Source organism: Bifidobacterium moukalabense DSM 27321 (assembly GCF_000522505.1).
Classification (GTDB): domain Bacteria; phylum Actinomycetota; class Actinomycetes; order Actinomycetales; family Bifidobacteriaceae; genus Bifidobacterium; species Bifidobacterium moukalabense.
Genome location: NZ_AZMV01000007.1, coordinates 335758 through 359622, shown reverse-complemented (window position 1 = coordinate 359622; position 23865 = coordinate 335758). Strand labels below are relative to the sequence as shown.

General features: G+C 59.5%; 15 protein-coding genes. 3 read left to right on the top strand and 12 right to left on the bottom strand.

Features of this window, described 5'->3' with window-relative positions; all coding sequences use genetic code 11:
- Positions 1–63: 63 nt before the first annotated feature.
- A complete protein-coding gene (locus BMOU_RS07720) occupies positions 64–1092 on the top strand; it encodes a DUF805 domain-containing protein (RefSeq protein WP_034876440.1) in 1029 nt (342 codons plus the stop codon).
- 164 nt (positions 1093–1256) lie between these two features.
- Here BMOU_RS07720 and BMOU_RS07715 read toward each other — a convergent pair whose 3' ends face one another.
- Entirely contained in the window at positions 1257–2273 is a 1017-nt protein-coding gene (locus BMOU_RS07715; protein ID WP_034876438.1) for a hypothetical protein, read from the bottom strand.
- A 108-nt stretch (positions 2274–2381) separates the two neighbouring features.
- Entirely contained in the window at positions 2382–3041 is a 660-nt protein-coding gene (locus BMOU_RS07710) for a histidine phosphatase family protein (protein WP_034876437.1), read from the bottom strand.
- Positions 3042–3387: 346 nt separating this feature from the next.
- On the opposite strand from BMOU_RS07710, the gene BMOU_RS07705 reads away from it, so the two are divergent.
- Positions 3388–4812 carry an MFS transporter gene (locus BMOU_RS07705; RefSeq protein WP_034876435.1) on the top strand — a complete coding sequence of 475 codons (1425 nt, stop codon included), beginning with the start codon at positions 3388–3390 and terminating at the stop codon, positions 4810–4812.
- Between the two features lie 4 nt (positions 4813–4816).
- Here BMOU_RS07705 and BMOU_RS07700 read toward each other — a convergent pair whose 3' ends face one another.
- Positions 4817–5353 (bottom strand): GtrA family protein, encoded by a 537-nt coding sequence (locus BMOU_RS07700; RefSeq protein ID WP_034876433.1) that lies wholly within the window; start codon positions 5351–5353, stop codon positions 4817–4819.
- A gap of 143 nt (positions 5354–5496) precedes the next feature.
- Here BMOU_RS07700 and BMOU_RS07695 point away from each other — a divergent pair, with 143 nt between their 5' ends.
- Positions 5497–5844, top strand: coding sequence for a phenylpyruvate tautomerase MIF-related protein (locus BMOU_RS07695; protein WP_034876431.1), 348 nt, complete (start codon positions 5497–5499; stop codon positions 5842–5844).
- A gap of 7 nt (positions 5845–5851) precedes the next feature.
- Here the strand turns inward: BMOU_RS07695 and BMOU_RS07690 are convergent, their stop codons facing one another.
- From BMOU_RS07690 to BMOU_RS07650, 9 genes are all read right to left on the bottom strand, one after another.
- A complete protein-coding gene (locus tag BMOU_RS07690; protein WP_081738526.1) occupies positions 5852–6733 on the bottom strand; it encodes a class C sortase in 882 nt (293 codons plus the stop codon).
- Between the two features lie 164 nt (positions 6734–6897).
- A complete protein-coding gene (locus BMOU_RS07685; protein WP_034876427.1) occupies positions 6898–8511 on the bottom strand; it encodes a SpaH/EbpB family LPXTG-anchored major pilin in 1614 nt (537 codons plus the stop codon).
- Positions 8512–8637: 126 nt separating this feature from the next.
- Complete coding sequence (locus BMOU_RS07680) at positions 8638–10902, bottom strand: prealbumin-like fold domain-containing protein (protein ID WP_034876425.1); 2265 nt, start codon at positions 10900–10902, stop codon at positions 8638–8640.
- A 901-nt stretch (positions 10903–11803) separates the two neighbouring features.
- Positions 11804–12748, bottom strand: coding sequence for a class C sortase (locus tag BMOU_RS07675; protein WP_051428945.1), 945 nt, complete (start codon positions 12746–12748; stop codon positions 11804–11806).
- A 14-nt stretch (positions 12749–12762) separates the two neighbouring features.
- Positions 12763–14553: an isopeptide-forming domain-containing fimbrial protein gene (locus BMOU_RS07670; protein WP_034876422.1), complete on the bottom strand. Its 1791-nt coding sequence runs from the start codon at positions 14551–14553 to the stop codon at positions 12763–12765.
- A gap of 141 nt (positions 14554–14694) precedes the next feature.
- Positions 14695–19473, bottom strand: coding sequence for a prealbumin-like fold domain-containing protein (locus tag BMOU_RS07665; RefSeq protein WP_137648268.1), 4779 nt, complete (start codon positions 19471–19473; stop codon positions 14695–14697).
- Positions 19474–19942: 469 nt separating this feature from the next.
- Positions 19943–21460 carry a formate--tetrahydrofolate ligase gene (locus tag BMOU_RS07660; RefSeq protein WP_034876417.1) on the bottom strand — a complete coding sequence of 506 codons (1518 nt, stop codon included), beginning with the start codon at positions 21458–21460 and terminating at the stop codon, positions 19943–19945.
- 89 nt (positions 21461–21549) lie between these two features.
- A complete protein-coding gene (locus BMOU_RS07655; protein ID WP_034877418.1) occupies positions 21550–23154 on the bottom strand; it encodes a C69 family dipeptidase in 1605 nt (534 codons plus the stop codon).
- 53 nt (positions 23155–23207) lie between these two features.
- Positions 23208–23765, bottom strand: a complete 558-nt coding sequence (locus BMOU_RS07650; RefSeq protein WP_034876415.1) for a YbhB/YbcL family Raf kinase inhibitor-like protein — start codon at positions 23763–23765, stop codon at positions 23208–23210.
- Positions 23766–23865 lie beyond the last annotated feature (100 nt).

Genomic DNA, 23865 nt, shown 5'->3' with positions numbered 1-23865 from the left:
GGTAGCATAGCTAACTAGACCCTATGCTCCGTGTTGTTTATTTATCTCTAGAAAGGGTAAACAATGACGGAACCCAACCAGTACGGCCCACAGGTCCCGCCGCAGTATGGACAGTCCATGCCGCAGCAGAATCAGTATGGCCAGTCCGGGCAAAGCCAGCAAGGCAATGCCTACGGCTCCTACCAGCAGCCCCAGCCAGGAGCCCCACAGTACGGCTCACCGCAGTATGGCGCGCCGCAAGGCCAGCCGGCTCCGCAAGGCTCGAATTTCTTTGCGCTGACCGCTCCGCTCGACCAGCCGGCCTATAACTGCACCATCGGCGAATCCTTCATTCGCTTCTGGAAGAAGTATGCCGTGTTCAAGGGCCGCGCCTCCCGCGGCGAATTCTGGTGGTGGGTGCTGTGCAATGTCATCATCGTATTCGCCATCGCCTTGGTGTTCGGCGTGCTCGGCATGATCGCCGGACAGTCCGCAAGCTTCGTCACACTCCGCATCTCGAGGGTCATCACGGGCCTCTGGTCTCTGGCGACGCTCGTTCCGAACCTCGCCCTGAGCGTGCGCCGAATGCACGACACCAATAGGTCGGGCTGGCCGATCGCCGTCTGCTATGGCGTCATGCTGGTCGGCTATGTCCTGACGTTCGTAGGCGCCACGATGACCGGCATCGGCACCATCGATGCGCTGTACGGCAGAAACACCACTACCGCGGCCACGGGTGCCATCCTGACGATTATCGGCTGTCTTGTGCTTCTCGCGGGATGCATCGTCTATATCGTGTTCATGGCGCGACGCAGCGATCCGGCCGGCGCGCGCTTCGACAATCCGTCCGGCGCGGGCTATGCCCCGGCGGCTCCGGCCATGCAGGACCCGTACGCGAGCTACGCGGCCCCAGCGCCCGGCATGAACGTTCCGGCCAGCCCGTCCTCACAGGCCAGCCCGACCCCGCAGTCCGACCCGTCCGCCTCGAACGCTCCGGCCACTCCGTTCACTCCGACGGTTCCCTCCATCCCGGATGTCCCGCTGCCCGCCGCACCGTCCGACCAGTCTGAGACCGGCCAGAACCCGTACGGCAACAACCCCAGCCAGCAGTAAGGCTGGATTGGCGGTCGGCACCGTGACCGGCACACAACGAGAGTCCCGGCATGCAATGCAATGTGCATGCCGGGACTTCGCTTTGCCGGCGCAACTCGCCGTCTCGTCACGGCAAGTCCGCTCCCCGCTCATTCCCGGATTTCAACGGGGAGCGGGAATCCGGCTCACAGATCGATCTGGGGCTTGTCCGGATCGTCTTTGACGTGCTTGAACTTTTCGGCGAGCGCCTCCTTGCTTTTGCGCTCATCCTCTTCCTTGGCCTTTCTTTTGGCCTCTTCCGGATCCCACAGAATCTCACGGCGGTGGTATGCCCACTCCTGGGCGGCCAGCATACCGACGAACTGCGCGGTGACGCCGAGCGTGCCCAGGCTGTTGCCGATGGCCGAAGCCGCGCCGGAATCATCGATCATATGCGCGGTCCTACGCAGGGAAAGCAGTTCCAGCAGCTGTGGGTGCGTCATGAAAATACGCGGAACGGAGAACTGCTCACGCAACTCGTTGACATACAGCAACACCGGCAGCACGCGAATGGCCTGGTCGTTCACGTCGTCGAAGTCCTCGCACATGATGTTCATCAGCTTGTCACAGATCACCAACGCCGAGGCGAACCGTACGGCGACCTCATCGGCGTTCGTGCTTGTCGACAGGCATGCTTCGGCGGCGGCGACCGCGTCGAAATCACTGCCGTTCGCGGCATCGTCGGAGGCCATGGCACCGGAGCCCCGCGCCTTCTTCGCGACTTCGGCGGCCACGGTGCCCAGCACCTCCTCCATCGCGGTCCTGGCCTTGTCTCCCAGCACGATGTTCAGATAATCGGCCGCCTTGAACACCAGATGAATGTCACCGGTCGCGGAATACTCGGACATGCAATCGTAGGCGTCATTGGCTTCAAGCAACGCGTTGACCACCCACAGCGGGCAGCCGGGAATCACCTCCATGCCGTCGTATACGGCTTCGGCGGCGGCCATGGTCACCTTGCTGGAATTGCGCAGCATGGCGCGGGCCATGAGCATCGAGAAGCGTACCTGCAGCCCTTCCGCATAGTCGGCGTCGTTCTCCAGCTGTTGGGCGTTTTGCAGCGGCCATAGCGAAATCAGCGAAACCCCGACCTTCGCCGCGTCCATGACAACCGGCAACGCGGAGACGCGGGCCACCAACGAATCGTCAATTTCAAAAGTCATATTGCTCCTTTGCAGTCCCGACTTTCGTCAAGCCAATCATCACATGAAAGCCCGTCTCGAACAAGCTCCCGCGAGCCCCTCTTTGCAGACCCTCTTCCATTGTGCCATCTACTGCACACCGGCGGCGGGGTCGACATACGTGATCGACATCACTTTGCGGGTGGCGCAGTCGTAGGTGATCGACGTGATCGAGGCGAGCGCGGTGTGGCGCAGCAGCATATTGTGTTCCGGATGGCCGGTTTCCAGCATGTGCCGGTAGCTCCAGATCGGCGATTCGTGGCTGACGACCACGATCTGCTCGCCGGGATGTTCGGACACCTTTTCCAGCGCGAAATCCTGCACGCGCTGTGCGATGGATCGGTAGCTCTCGCCCCAGCTCGGCCTCCACAGATTGCGCACGAGTCTGAGATTGCCGTTCCTCCACAGCGCGCCCTCGCCGTAGCCGATGCGCTTGCCCCGGAATTCGTTGCCGGCTTCGATGATGCGCTCGTCGGTGATGAGTTCCAGCGACCGTTCACCGCGCAGCCCGCGCACGGCGTTCAGGGATTCGAGGATTTCGCCGGCCGTCTCGCGCGTACGTTCCAATGGCGACGAATAGACGGCGGAGACGGTGTTCAGTTGCGGGCTGATGGCGATGTAATGCGCGGTGGCCTGCGCCATGCGCACGCCCACTTCGGACAAGTGGAATCCGGGGAGACGTTCGTAGAGCAGATGCTCCGGATTCTCGACTTTGCCATGGCGTACGAAATGGATGGTTGTTGCGGGCATAGGTGCCGCCTTTCTGCCGGGATGTCTCGGCAATAACGTCAATCGTTTGACAGTAGCATTGCCGGAACTAAAAAAATTTACTGACTATTTATTTTTCCTAGCCCTAATCTACCGCGTGTTGCGACGGTGCCTACGCATAGAGTTGCCTGTGGTCAACAAAGACCACGCCGCTCACTCAGCATCATCGCGGCGGCATAATGCAGACCACCCCTCTCAACGACACGCTACCGAACCTGACTTGCGTTCAAGCCGAGTTGAAGTGGGATACATGAGAAGAACGAATCAGCCCGTGGCGACGCAAAGCCGCGGGGAAACGCGAACCGTGAGCAGAAAGGAGCGGCAGAGCATGACCAATCAGGTTCTTGACGGCGTAAAAAGCGTCGGACATCGTCTTTTCGGAGGGTATGCGGAGCTTCTTCGCATACCACACACCGCCCGTTTTTCCGTCGGCTCGGTGATTGCATGCATGCCGTTCCCGATGGTCGGCATGACCATTACGATCGCCGTGCAGCACTACTACGGCAACTATTCGCTGGCAGGCGCGCTGACCGCGGTACAGGCGATCGCGCTGGCCGTGGCGAGCCCGGTGCTCGGCAAGTTGGTCGATAAATTCGGCCAGCGGCAGGTGTCCATTCCGACGATCATCGTGTGGATGGTCGCCGCGACCGCGTTGGTGTCGTGCATCACCGCCCGCGTGCCGTCGTGGATTCTGTTCTGCATCGTGCCGTTCATGGCCGCGATTCCGCCGTGGGGTGCGATGAGCCGCCAGCGCTGGACCACGCTGCTCAAAGGCGATTCGGAAAAGACGAACCGCGCGCTGTCGCTGTCGGGCGTGTTCGACGAATGCATGTGGGTGATCGGCAATCCACTCGCCTCCACACTGGCCGTGATCTCCGGCGTGCTGGCGTTCTCGTTCACCGGCATGTGCGTGGTGGTCGGTGCGCTGATGTTCCTGACGGAGCTGACCACCGAGCCGAAGTCTCAGACGCAGCTGGCCCGTGAGGCCGGCATGACCCGCAAGGAGTACCGCGAGCGTGAGGCCGCACGTTCCAAGGCGTTGCAGGCCGAAGCGGCCGTTGAGTATGCACGCGACCGTGCGCGCTCCGAAGGCAGGACCGCGGCCGAAGTGCAGGCCGCCATGGATCAGGCCGCGGCCGATGTGAAGGCGGGCCGTAAGGAGTCGATCTGGGGCCCGGGCCTGATTGCCGTATGCGTAACGTGGTTCGGCTTAGGCGCGTTCCAGTCGGCCGCCGGCATTTCGATTGTGGCGTTCGCCACGGAGGCCGATATGAAGCAGTACACGGGCTTCGTGTTCGCATGCTTCTCGTTCAGCTCGCTGATCGGCGCGCTCGTATACGGCGCGAAGAACTGGACCATTCCGCTGTGGAAGCGTTTCTACTTCTGCCTGGCGGTGGTGGATCTGGGCATTGGCTCGTTCATGTTCGCCAAGCACCTGTGGGTGATCATGATCATCTACCTGATCATCGGCGTGTGCCAGGCCCCCACCTGGGTGAACGGCAACCAGCTGATGCTGCATCTGGTGCCGCCCACGCGTTTCACCGAAGGCATGGCTTGGATGGGCGCAATGAATTCGATCGGCGGCTCGGTGGGTTCGGCCATTGCAGGCCAGTTCATCGATCGTCTGGGCTCGCATGGCGGCTTCCTCGTCGTGACCGTGCTGGCGTTGGCTTCGTTGGTGATCGCCCTGTTCGGCTTCAAGCAGATCAAGGATTCCACCGAGCAGCCGATGCTCACGTCCGTCAGCGTGTGAAAGGCTACTTCGGCCAGCCCTTGGGCGTGTGCTCCAGCGACCAGACGCCCAGTTTGTGCGAGAAGCTGTTCTGCCACTTGGCCTCCAGCTCCTCTTCGCTCAAGCGGTTCTCGGCCTTCTTCAAGCGGTTCATGGCGTTGGTGTGCGTATCGTCCAGCAACCACTTGCGGGTCAGGAAGTTCCACACCATCACCACCGCGGTGGCGACGAGCTTGCCCACGTTGGTGCGGATCAGGTATTCGGTATGCTGCGTAACGAACGCATCGTGATTCATGCCGTACGTGGAGATCCAGATGATGGCACCGTTCATGAGCAGGCCGATCACGGCTGCGACCACGAAGATGACGATCTCCATCCAGCGGGCCATGTCGTCACGGTGTTTGAATACCAGCTTCATGCTGGCCAGATAGTTGAAGATCAGGGAGACGATGAAGGAGATGGTGGCGGCGAGTACGTTGTGCATATGGAAAACGCCGACGAGAAGATTCAGGATGCCCCAGTCGATGATGAAGGCGATCACGCCCACGAGTCCGAATTTCATAAGCTGTTCAATCAGTTTTCTCACATCACCAATTAAACACACGCGTTCCGACCGGGCTTTGCGCGTTACGGAAGTCCACACATAACCGCCCAGACTTCCGCCTAGACTTGAAGTCGGACAGTAAGCCATTTCAAGGAGGCATCATGCCGGTTATCCACACCCACGTTTCCGTTTCCACCACTCCCGAGCAGCGCGAGGCCCTGAAGGCCGCATACGGCAAGGCCATCACCGCCGTTCCGGGCAAATCCGAGGGCTGGCTGATGTGCCCGTTCGAAGACAATATGCCGATTTATTTCGGCGGCGACGACTCCCAGCCGGCCGCTTACGTGGAAGTGAACGTGTTCGGTCGTTCCGTGCCGGGTTCCGCCTGGGAGAAGCTGACCGAGCAGATTATGGCCGCGCTGGGCAAGGAGCTCGGCATTCCGGCCGACCGTACCTACATCCGCTACACCGCCACCACCGATTGGGGCTGGAATGGCGGCAACTTCTAAGCAGCCGCTATGAGACCCGCTTCCGCCGCTTCCTCACGCAAATTACGGCGGTGATCGCAAACACCAGGACCACGGCCACGCCCAATCCCACGATGTACACATCCGGATACAGGCCGTGGTCCTGCTGTTGCTGCACGGATTTGAGCGGCACCCGATGCCCCCGCACCAGCAATCGTTGCGTGTTGATGCCGTATGGCGTGCAGGTGAGCAGCGTCACGTAATCCTTGTCCGGGTCGATGCCGAAATGACTCACATCGCTCGGATCGACCGTCCAGATCGCGTCCACTTGGTAGGCAAGCTTCTTGCCGGCCACCTTGATATAGAAGGTATCGCCCTTCTCCAACTCGTTGAGCCTGGTGAAGATCTCCGCATTCGGCAGTCCGCGGTGTCCCGCAAGCACGGCGTTCGTGCCCTTGCCGCCGATCGGCAGCGTGGTGCCGTATAGGTGCCCGACACCGTTGCCGAGCGCTTCGCTGGTGGTACCGTGCCGAATCGGCAGGTTTACGGATATCTTCGGAATCTCCACCGCACCCATCACGCCGTTGACATCCAACTGGTTCAGATACAGGCTGTCGCTTTTGTACAGGTCCTCCCCCAAGCCGGCGACCGGCGTCTGGCCGGTGCGGATCTTCTTGTTGTAACCGGCCGCATCGGAAAGCAGCTTGCTGCGTTGCGACTTCTTCAGGTCGGCCTGGGCCTTGTCATAGGTGGCGACGACGCGCACTTCCTGCCGTGAGTTGATTTTCTGCGCCACGAATGGGTAGAACAGCACCACCACGCCGAGCAGCATGACGAGTATGGATACGGCGGTGCGTAGTCTGCCCGCTTTCCTGCGTGGCTTGCCCGCCCGTGCTTCGGTCGGCGTTTCCGCTGGCGATGGCGCTGTCATGATTGTCACTTTCAACTTGCGTGGTCACGTTGTGCGACCGTCCGTATGCGCTCCGTGCACGGTCACACCGTATATATAGGTACCGTAATACCCCAAATGGGATGCGGCACCAGGCCGCATCCCATTGCAGGGTTTGGTTACAGGATGGAGAGAATCCGAATATCTCAGGCGCGGCGGCGCATGATGGAGAATGCGCCGGCTGCAATCAGGGCGATGCCCGCGGCCACCATGAAGGCGATGCCCATGCCACCGGTGGACGGCAGGGTGCCCTTGTGGTTGCCTACTGCCACGGTTGCGTAGGAGGTGTCGGGAATCGAGGTGTCGTTCACCTTGTAGGAGACGCTGGACTGGCCGTCGGTCGGCAGTTCTCCGTCTCTAGCGATGACCACCTTGGTAACGGTGTTGGACAGCATATAGCCGGACGGAGCCTTGGTTTCCTTCAGATAGTAGGTGCCTGCGTCAAGGCCGTGGATGGCGATGTGGCCTTCGGAGTCAGTGACCATGGCGGTGGCAGAGGCGGAGGCTTTCTGATAGACGGCCTTGTTGGTGTCAGGCTGAGTCAGCGAGACCTCCTGGGTGGCGGCCTCATCGGCATAGAGCTTGAACTCGGCGCCGGCCAAGGAGACACTCGTACCTTCTTCATCGGCGTCGTACTTGAGCACCTGGAACTTGTAGGTGTAGACACGCGGGGTGTCTACCGGGGTGTCTTCACCGTCGGCGATGGTGTACGGGCTGCGCTGATAGGTGACGTTGTAGGTGTTCGGGTTACCGGTGCCTGCGATCACGGCGTTCCCGTTCAGATGCGCATGATAGTACACGGTGACGGTCTTGCCGGCGAGCTTCAGGTTGGCCTTGTTGTTGGCGGCATCAGTGTCAGCGGTAGAACCGAATGCGATGGAGAGCTTGGCCTTTGCCACCGGCTCGTCGGTGGCGGCGGCACCATTCACGGTCAGCACCGAATCATATCCAGCGACATCCTTGAAGAGCTGGTCACCGACCTTGATGGAATCGAGCCTGTCGAAGGTCAGGCCATCGGAGAGCTGATCGTTCATGGTGAACCAGAAGCCGTTCTGCGCGTACTGGGTGCTCCAGTACTCCGGGATGGTGAAGTTCAGCTGGTATACGATGTCGTCGTTGATGTTGTAGTCATCGACCTTGCGCGGATTATCGCCGGTGCTGTCGTCGACGATGTTCTTCGCGCTGGTCGGAGAGCCGCCCTTGAGGTCGATGGTGACGTCACGGTTGGCGATGGTGGCCTTGACCAGCGAAACCGGAGCGTTATCTTTGGTGCCGGAGTTCGGAGTCTGGTCAGTGGTTTCATCGATGATATACCAGCCGAAGTCAACCGGCGTAGTGACGGATTTGGAATCCTCACCGCTAATGGTCACGTCGGCCGGCACGTTCTCCTCGACAATCTCGTCGCGCAAGGCTTCGGCAAAGGTGCGGACCTTGCTGTCGTTGTCGAGTCCATTAATGTACGTCAAGATGTCGGATTCGGTGGAACCTTTGGTGACCTTCTTCAGCGCAGTCTCGTATTTCGCATTGACCTTGGCCGCGACCTTGTTACCCGTGCCCGCCGAATCGATGGTCAGCACACGGTAGGCGGCGAAGGTACGACCAGCCAGGCTAGTGGTGTTGGCGTCGGAGGCCTGGATGGTTAGATTGGCCTTGGTGACCGCGTCATCCGCATTTGCCACGGCACCGCCGGAAACGGCCATGCCGATTGCGAGCACCCCGGCCGCGACTGCGGTGAGCGCTTTTTTCAGAGAACCCTTCATTGGTTCTGTTCCTTTCTTCTTGTTCCCCGCGTGTCGGGAAGTCTGAATGATGTTCGGTGGTAAGTGGTGGAGGCCGGGGCCAAAGGAGCGAACGCCCCGGCCAAGAGTGTGGTTCGTCGGTGCGGTTCACCACTCCTTTCTGATCCGCGTAGTCAGGCATGCGCCTATGAGAAGCGTTGCGAAGCCGGATGCGATATAGACGGGAATGCCGCCGATCCGACCCGTGCTTGGTACGGAGTAGGTCTTCTTGTCGTTGGTGATTTCGCCAAGGTCGACTTCCAGCGAGTTCTCGCCGATGGTGAACGTCCAGGTCTTGGTGGCGTCGAAGAGATAGCCTTCCGGCGCTTTCGTTTCGGTAAGCGTATACCCGCCCTGCTTGAGGTTCGCGATGGCGATCTCACCCGGATTGGCGTTGGTGTCGCACAGCAGCAGCGCGTCGTTTTCAGCGGCCGTCTGGCAGTTTGTGATGTCGCCATCGCTGGCCGCGTCCACCACCGTGTAGTCACTGGTCGGATTGCCGTCGGCCGCGGAGACGAAATGCAGCTTCCATTCGGAGCCCGACAGCTTGGTCCCGTTATCGGCCGAGTCGACCTTCGCCCATGTCACTTTGCCGAGCCGTTCTTCCTTCTTGCTTTTGACGTACGCGAAGGAGACCGCGGCACTGCTGACCTTTTCGACCTTGCGCGGTTTGGTGGGGATGTGCCCGTAGGAGTAGAAGTGAATTTCGTTGGCGACGGTGATATTGGCCGCAATGAGATTGCCTTCGCCTCCGTCTGCGGTAAGCGTGGCGTTCGGCGCGACCACATGGCCGACATATTCTTTTACGGAAACGCTTGTCGCATCCGGGAAATTCCATATGAGCTTGGTGCCGTTACCGTAGAACTGGCTGTCTTTGTTTCCCTTGTCGGTGACGTACCCCTTCAACTTGTCGCCAAGCTTGGTGCCGTTTTTTCCATCCTCCGTGTTGGCGCCCATAATGGCAACACCTGGGACGTCGCCATGTGCCACGCTGAAGTCCAGGTTGGCACGCGACCCCTCGATGCTGACTACGATCTTCTTGATCGTGCCTCCATCGACAAGTCCACTGGAGTCGAACAGACCGATAATCTCCTTTTCGGTCAAACTCCCCGACGTGAAACGGATGCCGTTACGATTGGCCCACAGGTCCTCAGGCACGAGGATGCGGATCTCCTCCACCTTGTTGCCTTTGGAGTCGGTGCCGGTCTGCACCGGGTGCTGGAGCGCCTCATCCAGGTCAACGTTCACGACATGGACGCCGTTGTCAGCATCATCGATGTAATCACTGGCGCTGACGACATAGGATTGATCCCCCGCAGCCATACTGCCGGAAGCCTCGGCAACGGTCTCGATGGCCTTGGCGAAGTTAATCGTGTTCTCGCTCGACACCTTCTCGTACTTCGACTTCTCGCCGTTCATGAAGTTTTCCGGCTGGAAACCGTCAGTGGCGTTCTCGTAATACACCGAAGTGAACGGGCAATCCCTGTAATCGGTGTATCCGCCCTCGATGACGAACGAGCAGTTGCCCCAGCCTCCCGTGATCACATCGCCTTGCAGATTCTTGACATACGATTTGGTCACGGATCCCTGACCGCCGTTGACTGTACCTTCGATATGCTCACCCACGGCGATGGCACCGACGATATGCGTGCCATTCGTCAGCACGCCTGGTGTGAAGAGCTGGAATTCGGAGAGAATGGCTTCCGGACTGTAGTCCTTGCCGACATAGACCGGATCGTATTCGGAGGATTCATCGGTGCCGTCGCCCGGGGTGACGGTGGATGAGCTGGAGGACAGCACCGTGGTCTGGGTCTTGACATCGTTCTCGTCAAAGCCCTCGGGGGTGGCGACTTCCTCGACGGTGTATTCGCCGGCCTCAAGCCCGCTGATCTCGATGACGCCGTTGGTGTCGGTCACGAACCGCTTCGCGTCGTCCATGCCGCTCACGTACTGCCAGGCTCCGTTGGAACCTTCGGCAAGATAGCCCTTATCCTTGAGACTCACCACATACGTGACGCCTTGCAACGACTGGCTTGCATTGTTCTTATCGGTACCGGTCGCCGAGATCTTCAGGGTGCCGAGAACCGTGGTGCCGTCGGAATCGATGGCGTCGGTTTCGTCGGAAGAGGGGTTCTCCTTTGCCGCGGTGTTGTCGGAGTTGGAGACTTCATCTGGGGAGGGGGTGTTTCCCGAAGTCGTGGTAAGGGATTCCGAGTGCTGCTTGGTTTCAGACTGAGCAGCGTCGCCTTCCTCGTCGGCGTAGGCAGAAACCGGCGAGAGAGCGGCAAAGGAGAAAATCACAGCGATGGCAATGACCGCACCCTGCAGCTTTGCCAGCATGCGTTTGGCGAAGCCGTGAGCTTTCACGCCCATTCGTTCACTCAAGTGCCTCACGGTCGAAAACCTCACTTCGCTTCGTTTCGGACGCACTTGCCCAAAGCTCCCTGATGGTTGCGCCAAGAAATCTTTGGAAGAATGCGTACATTGCATTGCTTAATCGCTTAATTAGAGTTCTACGTACTTAATTGCGTTAAGTCAAAATGTCAAGAAGCTTGCCATTGCAATGGTGCTCAAGAGTCAATGGTTCATTGCCGCACTTACCGAACGGTCAGCAAAGCCGTCACAATACTTAATCGGTTCACTTAAGCATTGACATAAAGTCAACAGCGAGAACGACTCTTCAATTACTTGCTTAAGTTAAGAAAAGGAACAATCAGCGATGTTCGATTGTCGATTCGCCTGCATGAGCGATACCCCCTTACCTAAATTCGACACACTCGTCTTTCGGCGTGTCGCAACTTAATTTTTAAAGTAAATAAGTATCCCCTTAAGCACCCCTTAAGCATTCCATCCATTCCACAACAAAGGGTTCTTTCACCATCCTATTCGTAGAACACCACTCTACAAGTCATGGAAAAACGCTGATATTCCAAGGAAAAGCCAGCAAAGATACACTTCGCTAGTCATACGATCAGCAATGCGTCAATCGTTGAACAACACCATCGGTCAACCCACCCGACCAAATGGATCGGCAATTCATCGCCTTTGACAAACAGACCGACACCGTACTCACATCCATCGTCATCCGTCGTAATGAAGCAATCAAAAAAACGACGTATTCCGAACATCGCATGTCATGCTCGTCCCCTCGGAAAGGGCCACATAAGCGACAGCCGTTCGTGCGGAATTGCGACTGAAAAATAACTTAAGCGAACTTAAGTAGCACACCTTCTGCGAACAACGGCACTCCCGCTCCCCGCATTGTCGTGTCACCCTACCGAGAATGTTTCGGTCGCGAAGAGCGGGCGGCCCTTCCTCGCCGCCCGGGCCCCGCGGCCCCACGTCTATGGCGCAGATACAGCACCACGAACAGAATCACCGCGACCCAGACCACAGCCACATACAGCATCATGTAGCTGGATGTCGAGTCTTTGGGCGCGTTTTCCGGAGTCGGCGCCGGATTGGGCATGGTGGTGCGCTCTCCCGTGACGAGCAGGCGCCGTGTGTTCACACCGTACGGGGTGCATGTCAGCAAGGTGACCTGGTCCTTGCCGGCTTCGATTTTCAAATCGTCGAATTGATCGGGATCCACCACTGTGATGCTGGTCACCTTGTAGGCGAGCGTTTTGCCGACTGCGGTGATGTAGAAGAAGTCGCCCACTTTGCCTTGGCGCATACTGAGCTTGTCGAACATTAGGCGGTCGGCGAGTCCGGTGTGCGCGGAGATGACAGCGTGCGTGTTCTCTCCACCGACCGGCAGGCTGGTGCCGTACATGTGGCCCGCTCCATCCGCGAGCGTGGTGGAACTGGTGCCGTGACGGATGGGAAGGGTTATGCCGAGCCGCGGGTATTTGAGGGTGGCCATGATGCCGTCCGCAGGCAGGTCGAGTTGCGACTGATAGTCCTTGTCGGATTCTGCGATGGACTGGCTGCCGTCGCCGGTGAAGGGGTCGACCGCCTCGCCCATGGTGGTTTGGCCGCTTAAGAACAATCTGTTGTTGTAGTCGCGCGCCCGGTCAAGCTCGTCCTCGCGCTGCTGCTTTGCGAGCGCGGCCGCCTGATCGTCGTGCGATTGCGTGATGGTGTTGGCTTCCTTGGAATTGCCGACCATGAGGACGAATGGGAGGGTGCAGAAGATCGCGCATAATGCGAGCAGCGCGAGACCGGCGATGGTACGGCCGGAAAGCCGCCCACGCGTGGTCTTGCGCCGCTTGCTCATGATGTTACCTGGCTTCAGGAGTTCTTCTTGGAGGAACGCAGGAGCAGGAACGCGCCGCCACCGCACAGCAGTGCCATGGCCGCGTAGATGCACAGCCAGGTCGCACCGGTTTTCGGCATCTCGGTGAAGTTGCGCACGTTGGTCACCACGATGTCGGTGTTTTTGGTGGTATCGGCCTTCACCAGCTGATTGGCATCGGCTTTGACCAGAGCGACATCCTGCGCACCAGCCGTCTGGTTCGCACCAGAGTCGTTCTTGCTATATACGGTGACCGTTGCCGTGAAGGACGGCAGGGCGGTCGCGCCCAGCGGGGACTTGGTCTCCTTGAAGTAGTACGTGCCCTTCAGACCATTGATGGCGAGAATGCCGGATGCCGGGGTCTCCAGCTCAGTCACGGTATTCTGGGTTGCGCTCTGATCGCTGGCTAGCGTGTAGGTGCCGTTGGAGCCGACGAACTTCAACGCATCACCGGACTCGGAGGATCGGATCTCGAACTTGGCTCCCTGAAGGTTGTTGTTTTTGACATCGACCTTGTGCAGGGCCAGCTTGCCGGTGTAGGTCTTGACCACGATATCGTCGGAATCGCCCTGTTCGCTGCCGTTCGGGTTACGGGAATAGGTCAGGTTCACCTTGTTCGGGTTGCCGTCACCGTTGACCACAGCGTTCCCGTTCAGGGTCGCGGTGTAACGAACGGTGATCTTCTTGCCGATCAGGAAAACATCCTTGAACTTCGGATCAGCGATGTTGAAGGTGACGCCATTGGCTTCAGTCTGGCCGAACTTGATGGAGAAGGAGCTGCCGCCCGCATACTCGCCGGTCGAATCAGGCACTGCGACGGGAGTGTCCGCATGCCATACATAGCCACCATCAAGAAGGTTGGCATCGTCTTTCGCATACTCGGTGTCGTTGCCATCGATCTTGACGGAAACGATCTTGCCGAAGGTGAGGCCCTTGGAGAGGGTATCGTTCAGCGCGAGGTAGTAGCCATTGTTGTAGCCGGTGTAATTCGGCACGGTGGTGGTCAGCTCGTAGGTGACGGTGTCTCCGATGGCGGCGGTATTGGCCTCGACCTTGGTTTCATTGCCCGTACCTGCGTTCTCGACGATCTTCTTGTCCACAGTCGGCTTGGTGACCTTGTACTGCACCGCACCCAACTGGTTGTTGGAGAAGTTCTTGCCATCGATGGTGGTTCCGTTCATCATCGGCATGGAGACCACGACGTCGCCGTTCGCCTCGGCCTTGTCGAGAATGACATAGATGCCGGCCGGCAGCTGCGCCGAAACCGAAGCGGTGTCTCCCGAAACCGTCGGATTCAACGTATCGATGGCTTTGTCCGTCGCGTTCTTGATGGACTCGTTCTGCGCAAGATTCGTCAGGAAATTACGCAGCTGGCCGGAGTGATTTCCGTCGCTGGAGTCCAGCAGGTTCTGGACGACCCATTGCATCGGATTGTCCGAAGTCAGATCGGTCTTGCTTCCATTGTTCTTGCTCGACGATACGTTGCTCGCATTCGCCGCATTGTAGATGGCGGTCTTAAGGCCCTCAACGGTGGCCACATCGTAGCCGGTGATATTGGTGCCGTCGGTCTGTGCGGCGGAATAATCAGCAAGCTTCACCGCAACAAGATTCTTTCCTTTCAGATCATCTACGGAACCGGCGCTGATCGTAAAGGGCTGGTCGGTTCCCAGCTTGCCGGTCTCGATGGCGCTGTCGGCGGCCATGGCGGAACCTGCCAAGGCCATGCCGGACAGCAATGTCGCCGCCGCGGCCACGCCTGCGACCAGACGCTTGGTAAGGGAATTCATGGTGAATCCTTTCTTCTTTTCTTACATGGTCGTTGGTTACGTATGTCCCCGCCGAACCGGTGGCAGTCGCGAACCGGGGTTTATGGTCCGCAGACATAGGGCCATCCCGGTCCGGCAGGGAAGTCTTTGCGAGGAGCGGGTTCATACCCGCGAATGGGACGCTTTGGGTCGTCGCTCCTTTCCTGTCGAGGTCATAAGGCCAAAACTCAATGCACCGGTCGCCAATCCGAGCAGCAGGTACAGCCCCACTCCCCCGGATCGTCCGGAGAGCGGCATGGTTCGCAGCAGCGGATTGTCGGTGATTACGTGGTATTCGGCATCAACCGCGGAACCGCCCGCCGAAACGCTGAACACATACAGACCGTGACGACGTCGGTAGTTCGTCGTATCAGCGGCCGAGCTCACAGGCTCACCCTTCACCGACCAACTCGCATTTCCCGACGCATCGACCGTGAACACATATGTTGCAGCACGTTTGGCGTATCCGTCCGGCGCCTGTTCCTCGGTGACGTAGTAGGTGACGCCATTGCCGAAACCGGTCACCTTGAACCGTCCGGAGACGGAATCCTGATCGGCGATCTGCGCCGGTGTATCCCCCTTCGCCGCAATCGCACCGCCGTTATCCTTCACCGTGAACACACACGGCAACGTGGCCTGCTTCGCCGCGTCGCCGCCCGTCGCCGCGGAACAGCCGGAATCGGCATTCGTGAACCGCCACACGGAGCCGGCGAGGAAATCGTCCACGTTCACGGAATCACCGGAGATCTGCAGCTTGCCCGAGTCGGCCTTCTGCCACGTCGCCGAGGCTTCGGCCGGCTCGTCATACACCGTCAGATCGCCGTCGGTCGCACCGGAGAAATACACGCTATTCGCGGAAGACCACCTGGCTATCTTCGTATATTGCGCACTGCAGGTAACGTCGCTGCAGCCCTGCGGCGCCACGGAGTCACCGGATGCGCCCCGCGAAGGCTGCGGCAACGAGAAGAACTGCGGAGCGGGATTCACCTGGTATCCCTTCGGGGCCTTCGTCTCGATCGCCGCATAGGCGACACCGTATCTCAGTCCGTTCGTCGTTTCGTCCAAGGTGACGGTGCCGCCGGGACCGGTCGTCACCGTCGAGACGGCATTGCAATTCGCCCAATCCTGTGTGGACGCCGACTTGGTCAGATCGACCGCGCAGATCTTGAACGTCGCGCCCGCAAGAAGCTCGTCATCATCGTTCTTCTTGCTCAGCACGGTCGCCTGATCGGCGCTGACGATGCCGGAATTGGTTTTCACCTCCGCTTCGATCGACTGGGTGGATACCCATGTGCTCGATCCCGCGAGCTTCACCTTGTTGGAGATGTGCACGCGCTGGCCCGCGATGCCTTTGGCCCGCACGCGATACAGCAGGCTCAGCTTCGTGGGATTGACCACCTCGCCGGTTTCCTGCGGATTCGCCCAATGGACGGGCGTGCCATTATCCCATACGTCGGCTCCGCTGTAACGGGTCCAGGTCAGCGTCTTGGGAATGGAGATGGTCATGGTCTGGCCAAGCGTGGTCGGATCCTGCTTGATCTTCACCTTGATCTGGCCGGCATCCGCCACCTTGTAGTCGTTTCCATCCAGTGTGGCGGCTATGAACGTGACGTCCTCGGATGTGCTGGACTGGTACAACGGCGAATACTGCGCGGTGTTGCTCAGCGAATCCACCAACTCGATGGTGTCTCCGCTGGAAAGCAGGTATTGGTCCGGGTTGTCGATGGTCACCTGATAGATGGCTTCGCCCTTGCCATAGCTGTCGCCGCCGCGCTTTGCCTTGCTCAGCACATTGGATGTGGATACCGTCACATTGCCGGCGGCCGCGGTGTCGACGAGGTTTCTGCCGTCGAACGCGATGTTCGCATGATTGGTGTACGTGCTGGTCTTGCCGATTTCGTAACCGTTCTCCGCAAGGGTCTCCGGAGTGATGTACGTGTCGTAGCTGAACACCACGATGGCGTTGCCCTGTACTTCGACCTGGCCTGCCGGATTGGCGGTATCAGGCTCATCGGTGCCATCGGTACGGTACGAGGTCAGCGTGCCGTCATTAGGCACGGTGAAGTCGGCGCTGCCGGATTTCACCGAATAGGTGGCGCACACCGGGTCGGCGGTCACCTCACCCTTGCCGCCGTCGGTATACGTATACGAGCCGCCTGTGCACTGGCTCTGATCGGCGACCAGGCGGAATGTCTCCCAATGCTCCGTCTTATTGTCGTTCTCATCTTCCTCAGTAAGGCTGTCGGAGACGAAACGTCCGTAAACCGGGCGGTCCTCGGCAATGGACCAGCCCAATGGCAACGTGTCGTGCAACGACACCGTCTTCACTTTCGACAGATTCCTGAAACCGCTGTAGCCGTCGATCCACCAGGATTTGGTGCCATTGCCCCACACGCGCCAGTGGGCCACCCAACGACCTTGCGGATACTTGGCCTTCGCCTGTGCGAGCGCATCCTCATCCGTCGAGGCGAGTCCACGCTGCCGGTATTCCTTCGCGATGCCCTCCACCGTCTGGAACGTGGCGTTGTCGGTGTAGTCGCTCGCGCCCTGCTTCTCGGCATCCATGGTTTTGCCCACGAAATTACCGGACGTATGGTCGAATCGCGCGCTCACCACGTCGTTCTTGTATGTGCCGGCCAGGTCATAGTCGATTTTGGCATAATTGACATACTGGTCGGGCGTGCCATCGAACAACGTGTTGTACGAAATGCGGAGCTTCTTCGTGTAGACGCCCGTGTAGTTGCCGTGGGCGTCCCTCAGCGTGTTCCTGTAGCCGTTGTCTTCCAACTTGAACGCGGGTACGCCGTCATGCAGGGCGTCGCCGTCGTATTCGCCGGCGTTGCGGTACCAGCCTTCGGGAAAATCGTAGTTTCCCGTGCGATCCGGCAGATCCGTTCTGCCATCCTTGTACTTGGCGCGGAACAGTTTGGTCACATCGGTCCAATTGCAGGTGCCGTTGGTCTCGGAGGAGCATTCCTCCACCTTGAGATTCAGCGTGCTGCCGGTGTACCACATATGCTGGGTGTTGCCGTCGCTGTTGCCGTTGACCCAATCCTCGTAGAGATTGAGATTCGTGAGCTGCTTCGTATTGCCACCGGCGTGCGGATCGACGGTGATGGTCCACGGCACCGAATACACCGTGGCGCCCAACGAATTCTTGCCGACTTCCTTCGTCTTGTTCGCATCAACGGTTTTGGTGATGAGCTCGGCACCGGCATCGCCGGTGTCCGGAGTCACCGATGCGCCGTTGTTCTCCCGTTCATGGCCTCTCTCGTCAACGCGGGCCAGGTTGCTGAACGAACCGGCCTTGTCGACGTCAAGCACCGTCTGGTAGACGAGGGTGACCTCTTCGGAACCGAACGTGGAGTCGTTGTCGAACGAGTAGAGGAAGCATTGCGTTCCGTTGCAGTTGCGGCCGTTGCCGTTCTCGTCCTTGGAAATCTGCTCGCCACGGCTCTTGATGAGGGCTTTGAACCCGTCTTCCGACAGGGTCTTGGCCGGCTCGCCGCTGACATTGCCGCCCCTGTAGATCTTCAGACCGTACGCGGTGTTGTAGGACTGGTTCGACTGCAACTCGTCACGGACGGCGAAACCCCGGGAAAGGTTGAACTTGTCGCTGCCGGTATTGAGATGGACCTGCCACGTGGCGATGTACTGACCGCTCGAGGTCTTCTCATAGCTGCCGGATTTGCGCACGTACGTATAGTTGTTACCCCCGCCGGAGCTGCCGCCAGAGTTGCCGGAATCGTCGAATCTCTGCGGGGTGAACGAGCTCTCATGCCAGGAATCAAGGCCCTTCGCATACCACTTCGCAGTGTTCTTGGCGTGCGTGCTGTTGTAGCCATTGTTGGCGGCGCCCTTCCTGACCTCGGTGGTATAGGAGATCTTGTACTGGCCCTTGGGAAGGTTCGAGTAGGTGAAGCTCATGTTCGAGCTTTTCTTCGTGAAGTTCCCGACGGTAAGCGTGTTCCAGTTGGAGGTATTCTCGAACTTCAGATCATCATGGACGATGAGGTCACTGCCCCATTCGTCATAGAACTGGAAGTCGGTCATGTCGCTTTCGGCGGTCAGCGTGACCTCGCACTTCATGCCATGGTTGCCTTTGGTCTGCACCGCTACGCTGCTGTCGGCCCAACAGTTCTTGTTGCCGGTGATGTCATAGCCGCTCAGGCTGATTTTGACGGGGGAACCGGCGCCCGCAAAACTCCAGTCGGCGCTGACGCCTGCGGGAATGTCCAGTTTGGAGCCGTCAACGGACAGCGGATAGTTGAACTGGAAGTTCCTGTCTTGGGAGGTGACCCAATCCTTGTTGAAGTCGATCTGCAGGAAGGCCACATCCTCGCCGTTCATCGCCTTATGCACGATGCTCAGTTTCGCCTTGGTGACGTTGCCGGCATGGTCGTACATGTCTTGCATGCCTTTGACCGAGTCGTAGTTCATCGGAAGCTGGTACTGCCAGCAAAGGTTGCCTTTGTTGATCCGGTTTTCCTTGAACTTGCCCCTGATGCCGATGCTGATAGTCGAGCCGGGCATGATGTTGTCGACATGGCTTGGATCAACGGCGCTGTAATCGACGGAACCGCCATTGCCTGAACGCTGGCTGACCTTGAAGTCAAGATGCACGGAATCGAGGCTGTTGTCGTCCATGACCTGGCAGTCACTGCTGGCTATGTGATCATCATCGTCGGCCTGGGCGCTCGGAAGGGCGATGATCACGGAGAAGACCATGACGAAGGCGAGGAAAGCGGCCTGAACCTTGCGGGAGAAACCACGGACATGGGCGCGTGCCTGGCCGAAGATACGCTTCGGCAACGCAAGCACCGCCATCACGAATCGTGATGCACGTGCCCGACGCGTTGCATGACGGGCCTTACGACCCGAATGCATACCCCTACGACGCATGCCACCTGCCTTATGGATACCAAATGCCGCACTCCGTCGAAGCGGTTTTTGCATTTGCAATCCCCCAGGCCGCCCCGACATGCCCCTTGCTTAGTTGATCGACCATCACTTTACCTTCTACAAGGGGGCTCGCAATACCACTTGAAGGGGCAACATGGTTGAAATCACTCGATTCTCCATGTGCAGCCAGGTGCATAACGCGATACAAAAAAAGGGGGATTACCCTCTTAGTCATTTCGGGAACATACCCTTGCGCCTGCTTCCGTATGGAAAACGAATTTGTTTCCCACATCAAGAAATCCCACCGAAATTTATACATGAATCAGTTCGAAACAACGGAAGAACCCCGCGAAAAAATTTGCCATTTCATCACTTCGGGCGTGTCGGCCATCCCGAAACGCAAAAGGCCGCCGACCCACGATGGATCGGCGGCCTCCAGGGCTCGCAGCACTGTCGAAGACGGCGAAAATCAGACGATCTTCGGCATGGGGGTGGTAAGGGACGTGGTCAGGTTCACGTGGACCAGTCCGGCACCGGAATGCACCTCGACCTTCTTCAGGGTCACGGTGCGTTCCTCTTCGGGAGCGGTATCGTTGTCGGTCATGGTGGCCGGAGACTTCACCGCCACCAGAGCCATATCGCCCAGATCCATACCCGCGCCGGCGCACAGATCCATGGCTTCGTTCAGGGATTCGGCGAAACCGTCCTTCAGGACCACACGCTCGGCAGGAACGCCATATGCACGCTCGGCCACCCAGCGCACGTTCTCCACGAGGGCCATGCCCCTGTGGCTGTGTGGCTCGGCCGGCATGGAACCGTTCACCACGGCATCCACAAAGGCGTCCAGCTGCGGCGCGAGCGCGTCGCCGCCGTCACGGTACAAGTTGCCGATGATCGGCTCGCGGAATTCCAGTTCCTTGGCGGTCTCCTTGAGGGCCGGAATCTGATCGTCCTCGCCCTCCCACAGGTTGATCAGCGGGAAGGTCGGAATATCAAGGCCTTCAAGACGCTGCACATGGAACGGGTAGCGCCAGGCGAGCGCCGGATCGTCACGCCAGGTGGAGGCACGGGTCACGACGATGGCGGCGGACGGCCACTGTGCGCCATACTCGCGACATGCGATGTCAAGCCACTTTTGGGCACCTGCGTCGGCGCCATAGCCAGCCTCGACGATCACCACATCGTGCAGGGCGCAGGCCATCTCCACGGAGACGAGCGTCGGAATGCCGATGGACACGTTCGCGAACGGGCCGCCATGCACATATACCGGGGAACCGTTCACGGTCTCGGTCTTGGCAGGCTTGACGGCGTCGGACAGAATGCCGGTGATGCGCCACAAATCGACGAATTCGCCGAAGGTGACGGCTTTGCCGTCCTTGGTGCCGGCAATCATCCTGGCCACACGGTCGGCGATCTCATCCATGGAACGAGACAGCACGACGATCTGCATCAGTTCGCAGGTCGGGGTGAGCACCATGCGTTCCGCAACGTTGCCCTTGCCCCGGTCCACGGCGATCTGACGCAGAGAGCGCGACGGCACCTCGGAGACGCGCGGCACCAGAATCTCATCGAGCCTGCCCTCGTCGATCGCCTTCTCAGCGAAGGAGACAAGCAGGTTCTGGGCGGCCTCGATGGCGCCCATCTCGCCGCACAGACCCCAGTCGATCAGCTCCGGATGGGTCAGGGAAGCCTTGCCGCCACCCGATGCGCCGCCTTTGGAACCGGCCGCGGTGATGCCCATGCTCGGCTGACGCAGCACGGCGGTCGCATCGATGCCACGTTCACGCAGGGCGTCGATCAGGGCGATCGTGGTGGTGGTCTTGCCTTCGCCGCGCGATGCCTTCAGCGGGGTATCGGCGGTGACGAGCACGATCTTGCCATGCTTGCGCGGGGCATCCGGATTGTTCTTCAGATAGTCGAGATACCCGAACGCGTCAATCTTCTGAACCAGGCCGTACTGGCTGGTGAAATCCTCAATGTCGGTCACTGGGGTTCCTTTCTGGGATTTAAGACGAAGGCTATTGTAGTGGTCGCACGTTACAGAGGGGGTTATGGTCTCCCCTATAACATCGCGGGTCAGAAGTCGGACATATGGAAGCCGTTCTTCATGTTCATGCTCGCTGTGTAGAGCACGGAATCGAGCAGCTTGTCGGTCTCCTCCTTGAGTTGGTCGGCCATGGTCCGGTTGGCTGCGGCGAGTATCTCACGAGCCTCCGCATTGCGGGTGGCCTTGATGATCTCATCCGGTTCCATCGGCTGCACATCATCGATTTCGCCATTCGCACCGGATTCGGTATCGAATTCGAAGGCGGAATCCTCGCACAGCCTGTCGATCTGCTCGTCGGCTGCGGCTACCATGCGGTGGCCCATCGCGCCGGTCTTCTCCTGATAGCGCTCCACCGCGTTGGCGGTGTCGGCGAAGGACGCGTCGCACAAGGCCGCGATGATGCGGTTCTCCCAGTAGAAGTTCTCGGAGGTAACGCGCGTAGTGGTGTCTTCCAGGTACTTCGGCGTGGCATTCACGTTCGGGAAGAACGGCACCAGCGTATTGAACGGATTGGAGCCGTAGGCCATCCACTGAACCGCACGGCTGACCTGCGGGCGGTACGGGCGGATCTGCATGACCGCGAGCTGGCTCTGGCGGTTGATGCCGATCGGTCGGAACATGTGGCGCGTGCGCTGATCGCCGAGCTTGCCGTACGGATCGTACGGAGTGCCCTGATAATGGGAGCTCAGCACGTACTTCACATCTTCGATGGTGATCTTACGCTCCGGCTGGCGGGCCCACGGAATGTCGTCGGAGGTCGGCTGATGAACGGCGTCGGGGCCGTCCCACTGCTCGTCGTACGGGTTGAGGAAGCGTTGCATGTACCAGGCGCGCGGGGTGTTGTACACATGGTCGGAATCGGAGTGGGAGCCGAAGGCGTCGCGCGGGTTGAACGGCGTGGCGTTTTCCACCGACAGGTCCAGATGGTTGCGCGCGATGAACTCCCCCAGGTCGGCGGAGCACATATGCTCCTCTTGATCGCCCAAGGCGTCCTCGAGATCGAATTCGTCGATGCCCAGCTGGTTCGGCATGGTCACGTAGGCCTCATCCGGCACGCGTTTGGCGATCCAATGATGGCCGCCGACCGTCTCCAGCCACCAGATCTCGTCGACGTCGGAGAAGGCGACGCCGTTCATCTCATAGGTGCCGAACTCCTCAAGCAGCGCGCCGAGACGTTCCACGCCCTCACGGGCGGTCCTGATATACGGCAGCACGAGGGTGAGGAAATCCTCCTCGCCAATGCCGCCGGGCACTTCCGGCTCGTAACCGTCCTCGCCTTCCCTGCCTTTGGCCGGAGCAAGCTCCACGAACGGATCCGCGCCGAGCACGCGCTCGTTGGTGGTGAGGGTTTCGGTGGCGCTCATGGCCACATTCGCCTCGTTGACGCCGGCTTCGCCCCAGATGCCCTCCTTCAGGTCGGCGTTCGGCACGGCCGTGTATTGCAACGGCTCCTCCGGCAGGTCGATCTGTACGTGGGAGAGCACGCTGCGGTACCTGCGCGGCTGCTCCTCCGGTTTGACTACGATAAAGCGCTTCGGGCAGAATTCGCCGTTTGCGCTGTCTTCATTGCGGGCGATGATGGTCGAGCCGTCATAGCTTGCGTTCTTACCGACCAGAATCGTGGTGCACGCCATGTTGTTGTTCATTCCTTTCGATGATGTTCCCTCCCTCTGCGAGGTGTGAGGGATCAGGCTTTGCCGGTGAGGAAGATGCCGCCTTGATCGACGAGGCCGTCGTCATTGCGCAGGGCGCGTTCCATTTCGTTCAGCCAGAAGCCCTGATTGAGACCGGCCAGAGGTGCCATGGTGCCCCATACGTGCAGGAAGTAGTCATGATCCCGATCCGGCGGGTACGGGCCGTTGTAGTGCATGGTGACTGCGGGATCGGTGCTGCGGCCGGTCAGCAGCGGCGAGGCGGCGGAGGTGCGGCCCTGCACCGTCTCGGGAATCATCGCGGAAACGGTACGGGAGAAGTCGGCCGGAATCGCCAGCGCATGGGAATCGTTGAAGTCGTACATCAGCGCATCGACCGGCAGATTCGCCAGCGACCAGTGGTTCCACTGGAAGCCGCAGACCGGAATCGAATCCGGATCGACGAATTCCCAATGCAGGAACCGTACCGACGGGTCGAGCTCGTCGATGTAGAAGGGGAAGGAGACGATCGGGGTGCCGTCAATGCAGTTCTCAGGCGGCGCCGCCTTGGCATACGCGTCGGGGATGACGGTGAAATCTGCGGAAATCTTCATGCTTCCAAGTATCGCGCATACGCGTGACGCATGACGACGCCGCATCATGCGTCGTGCGGGCCCGATCTGTGGGAATCAGCCCGTCGTCCAATGGCGGGAG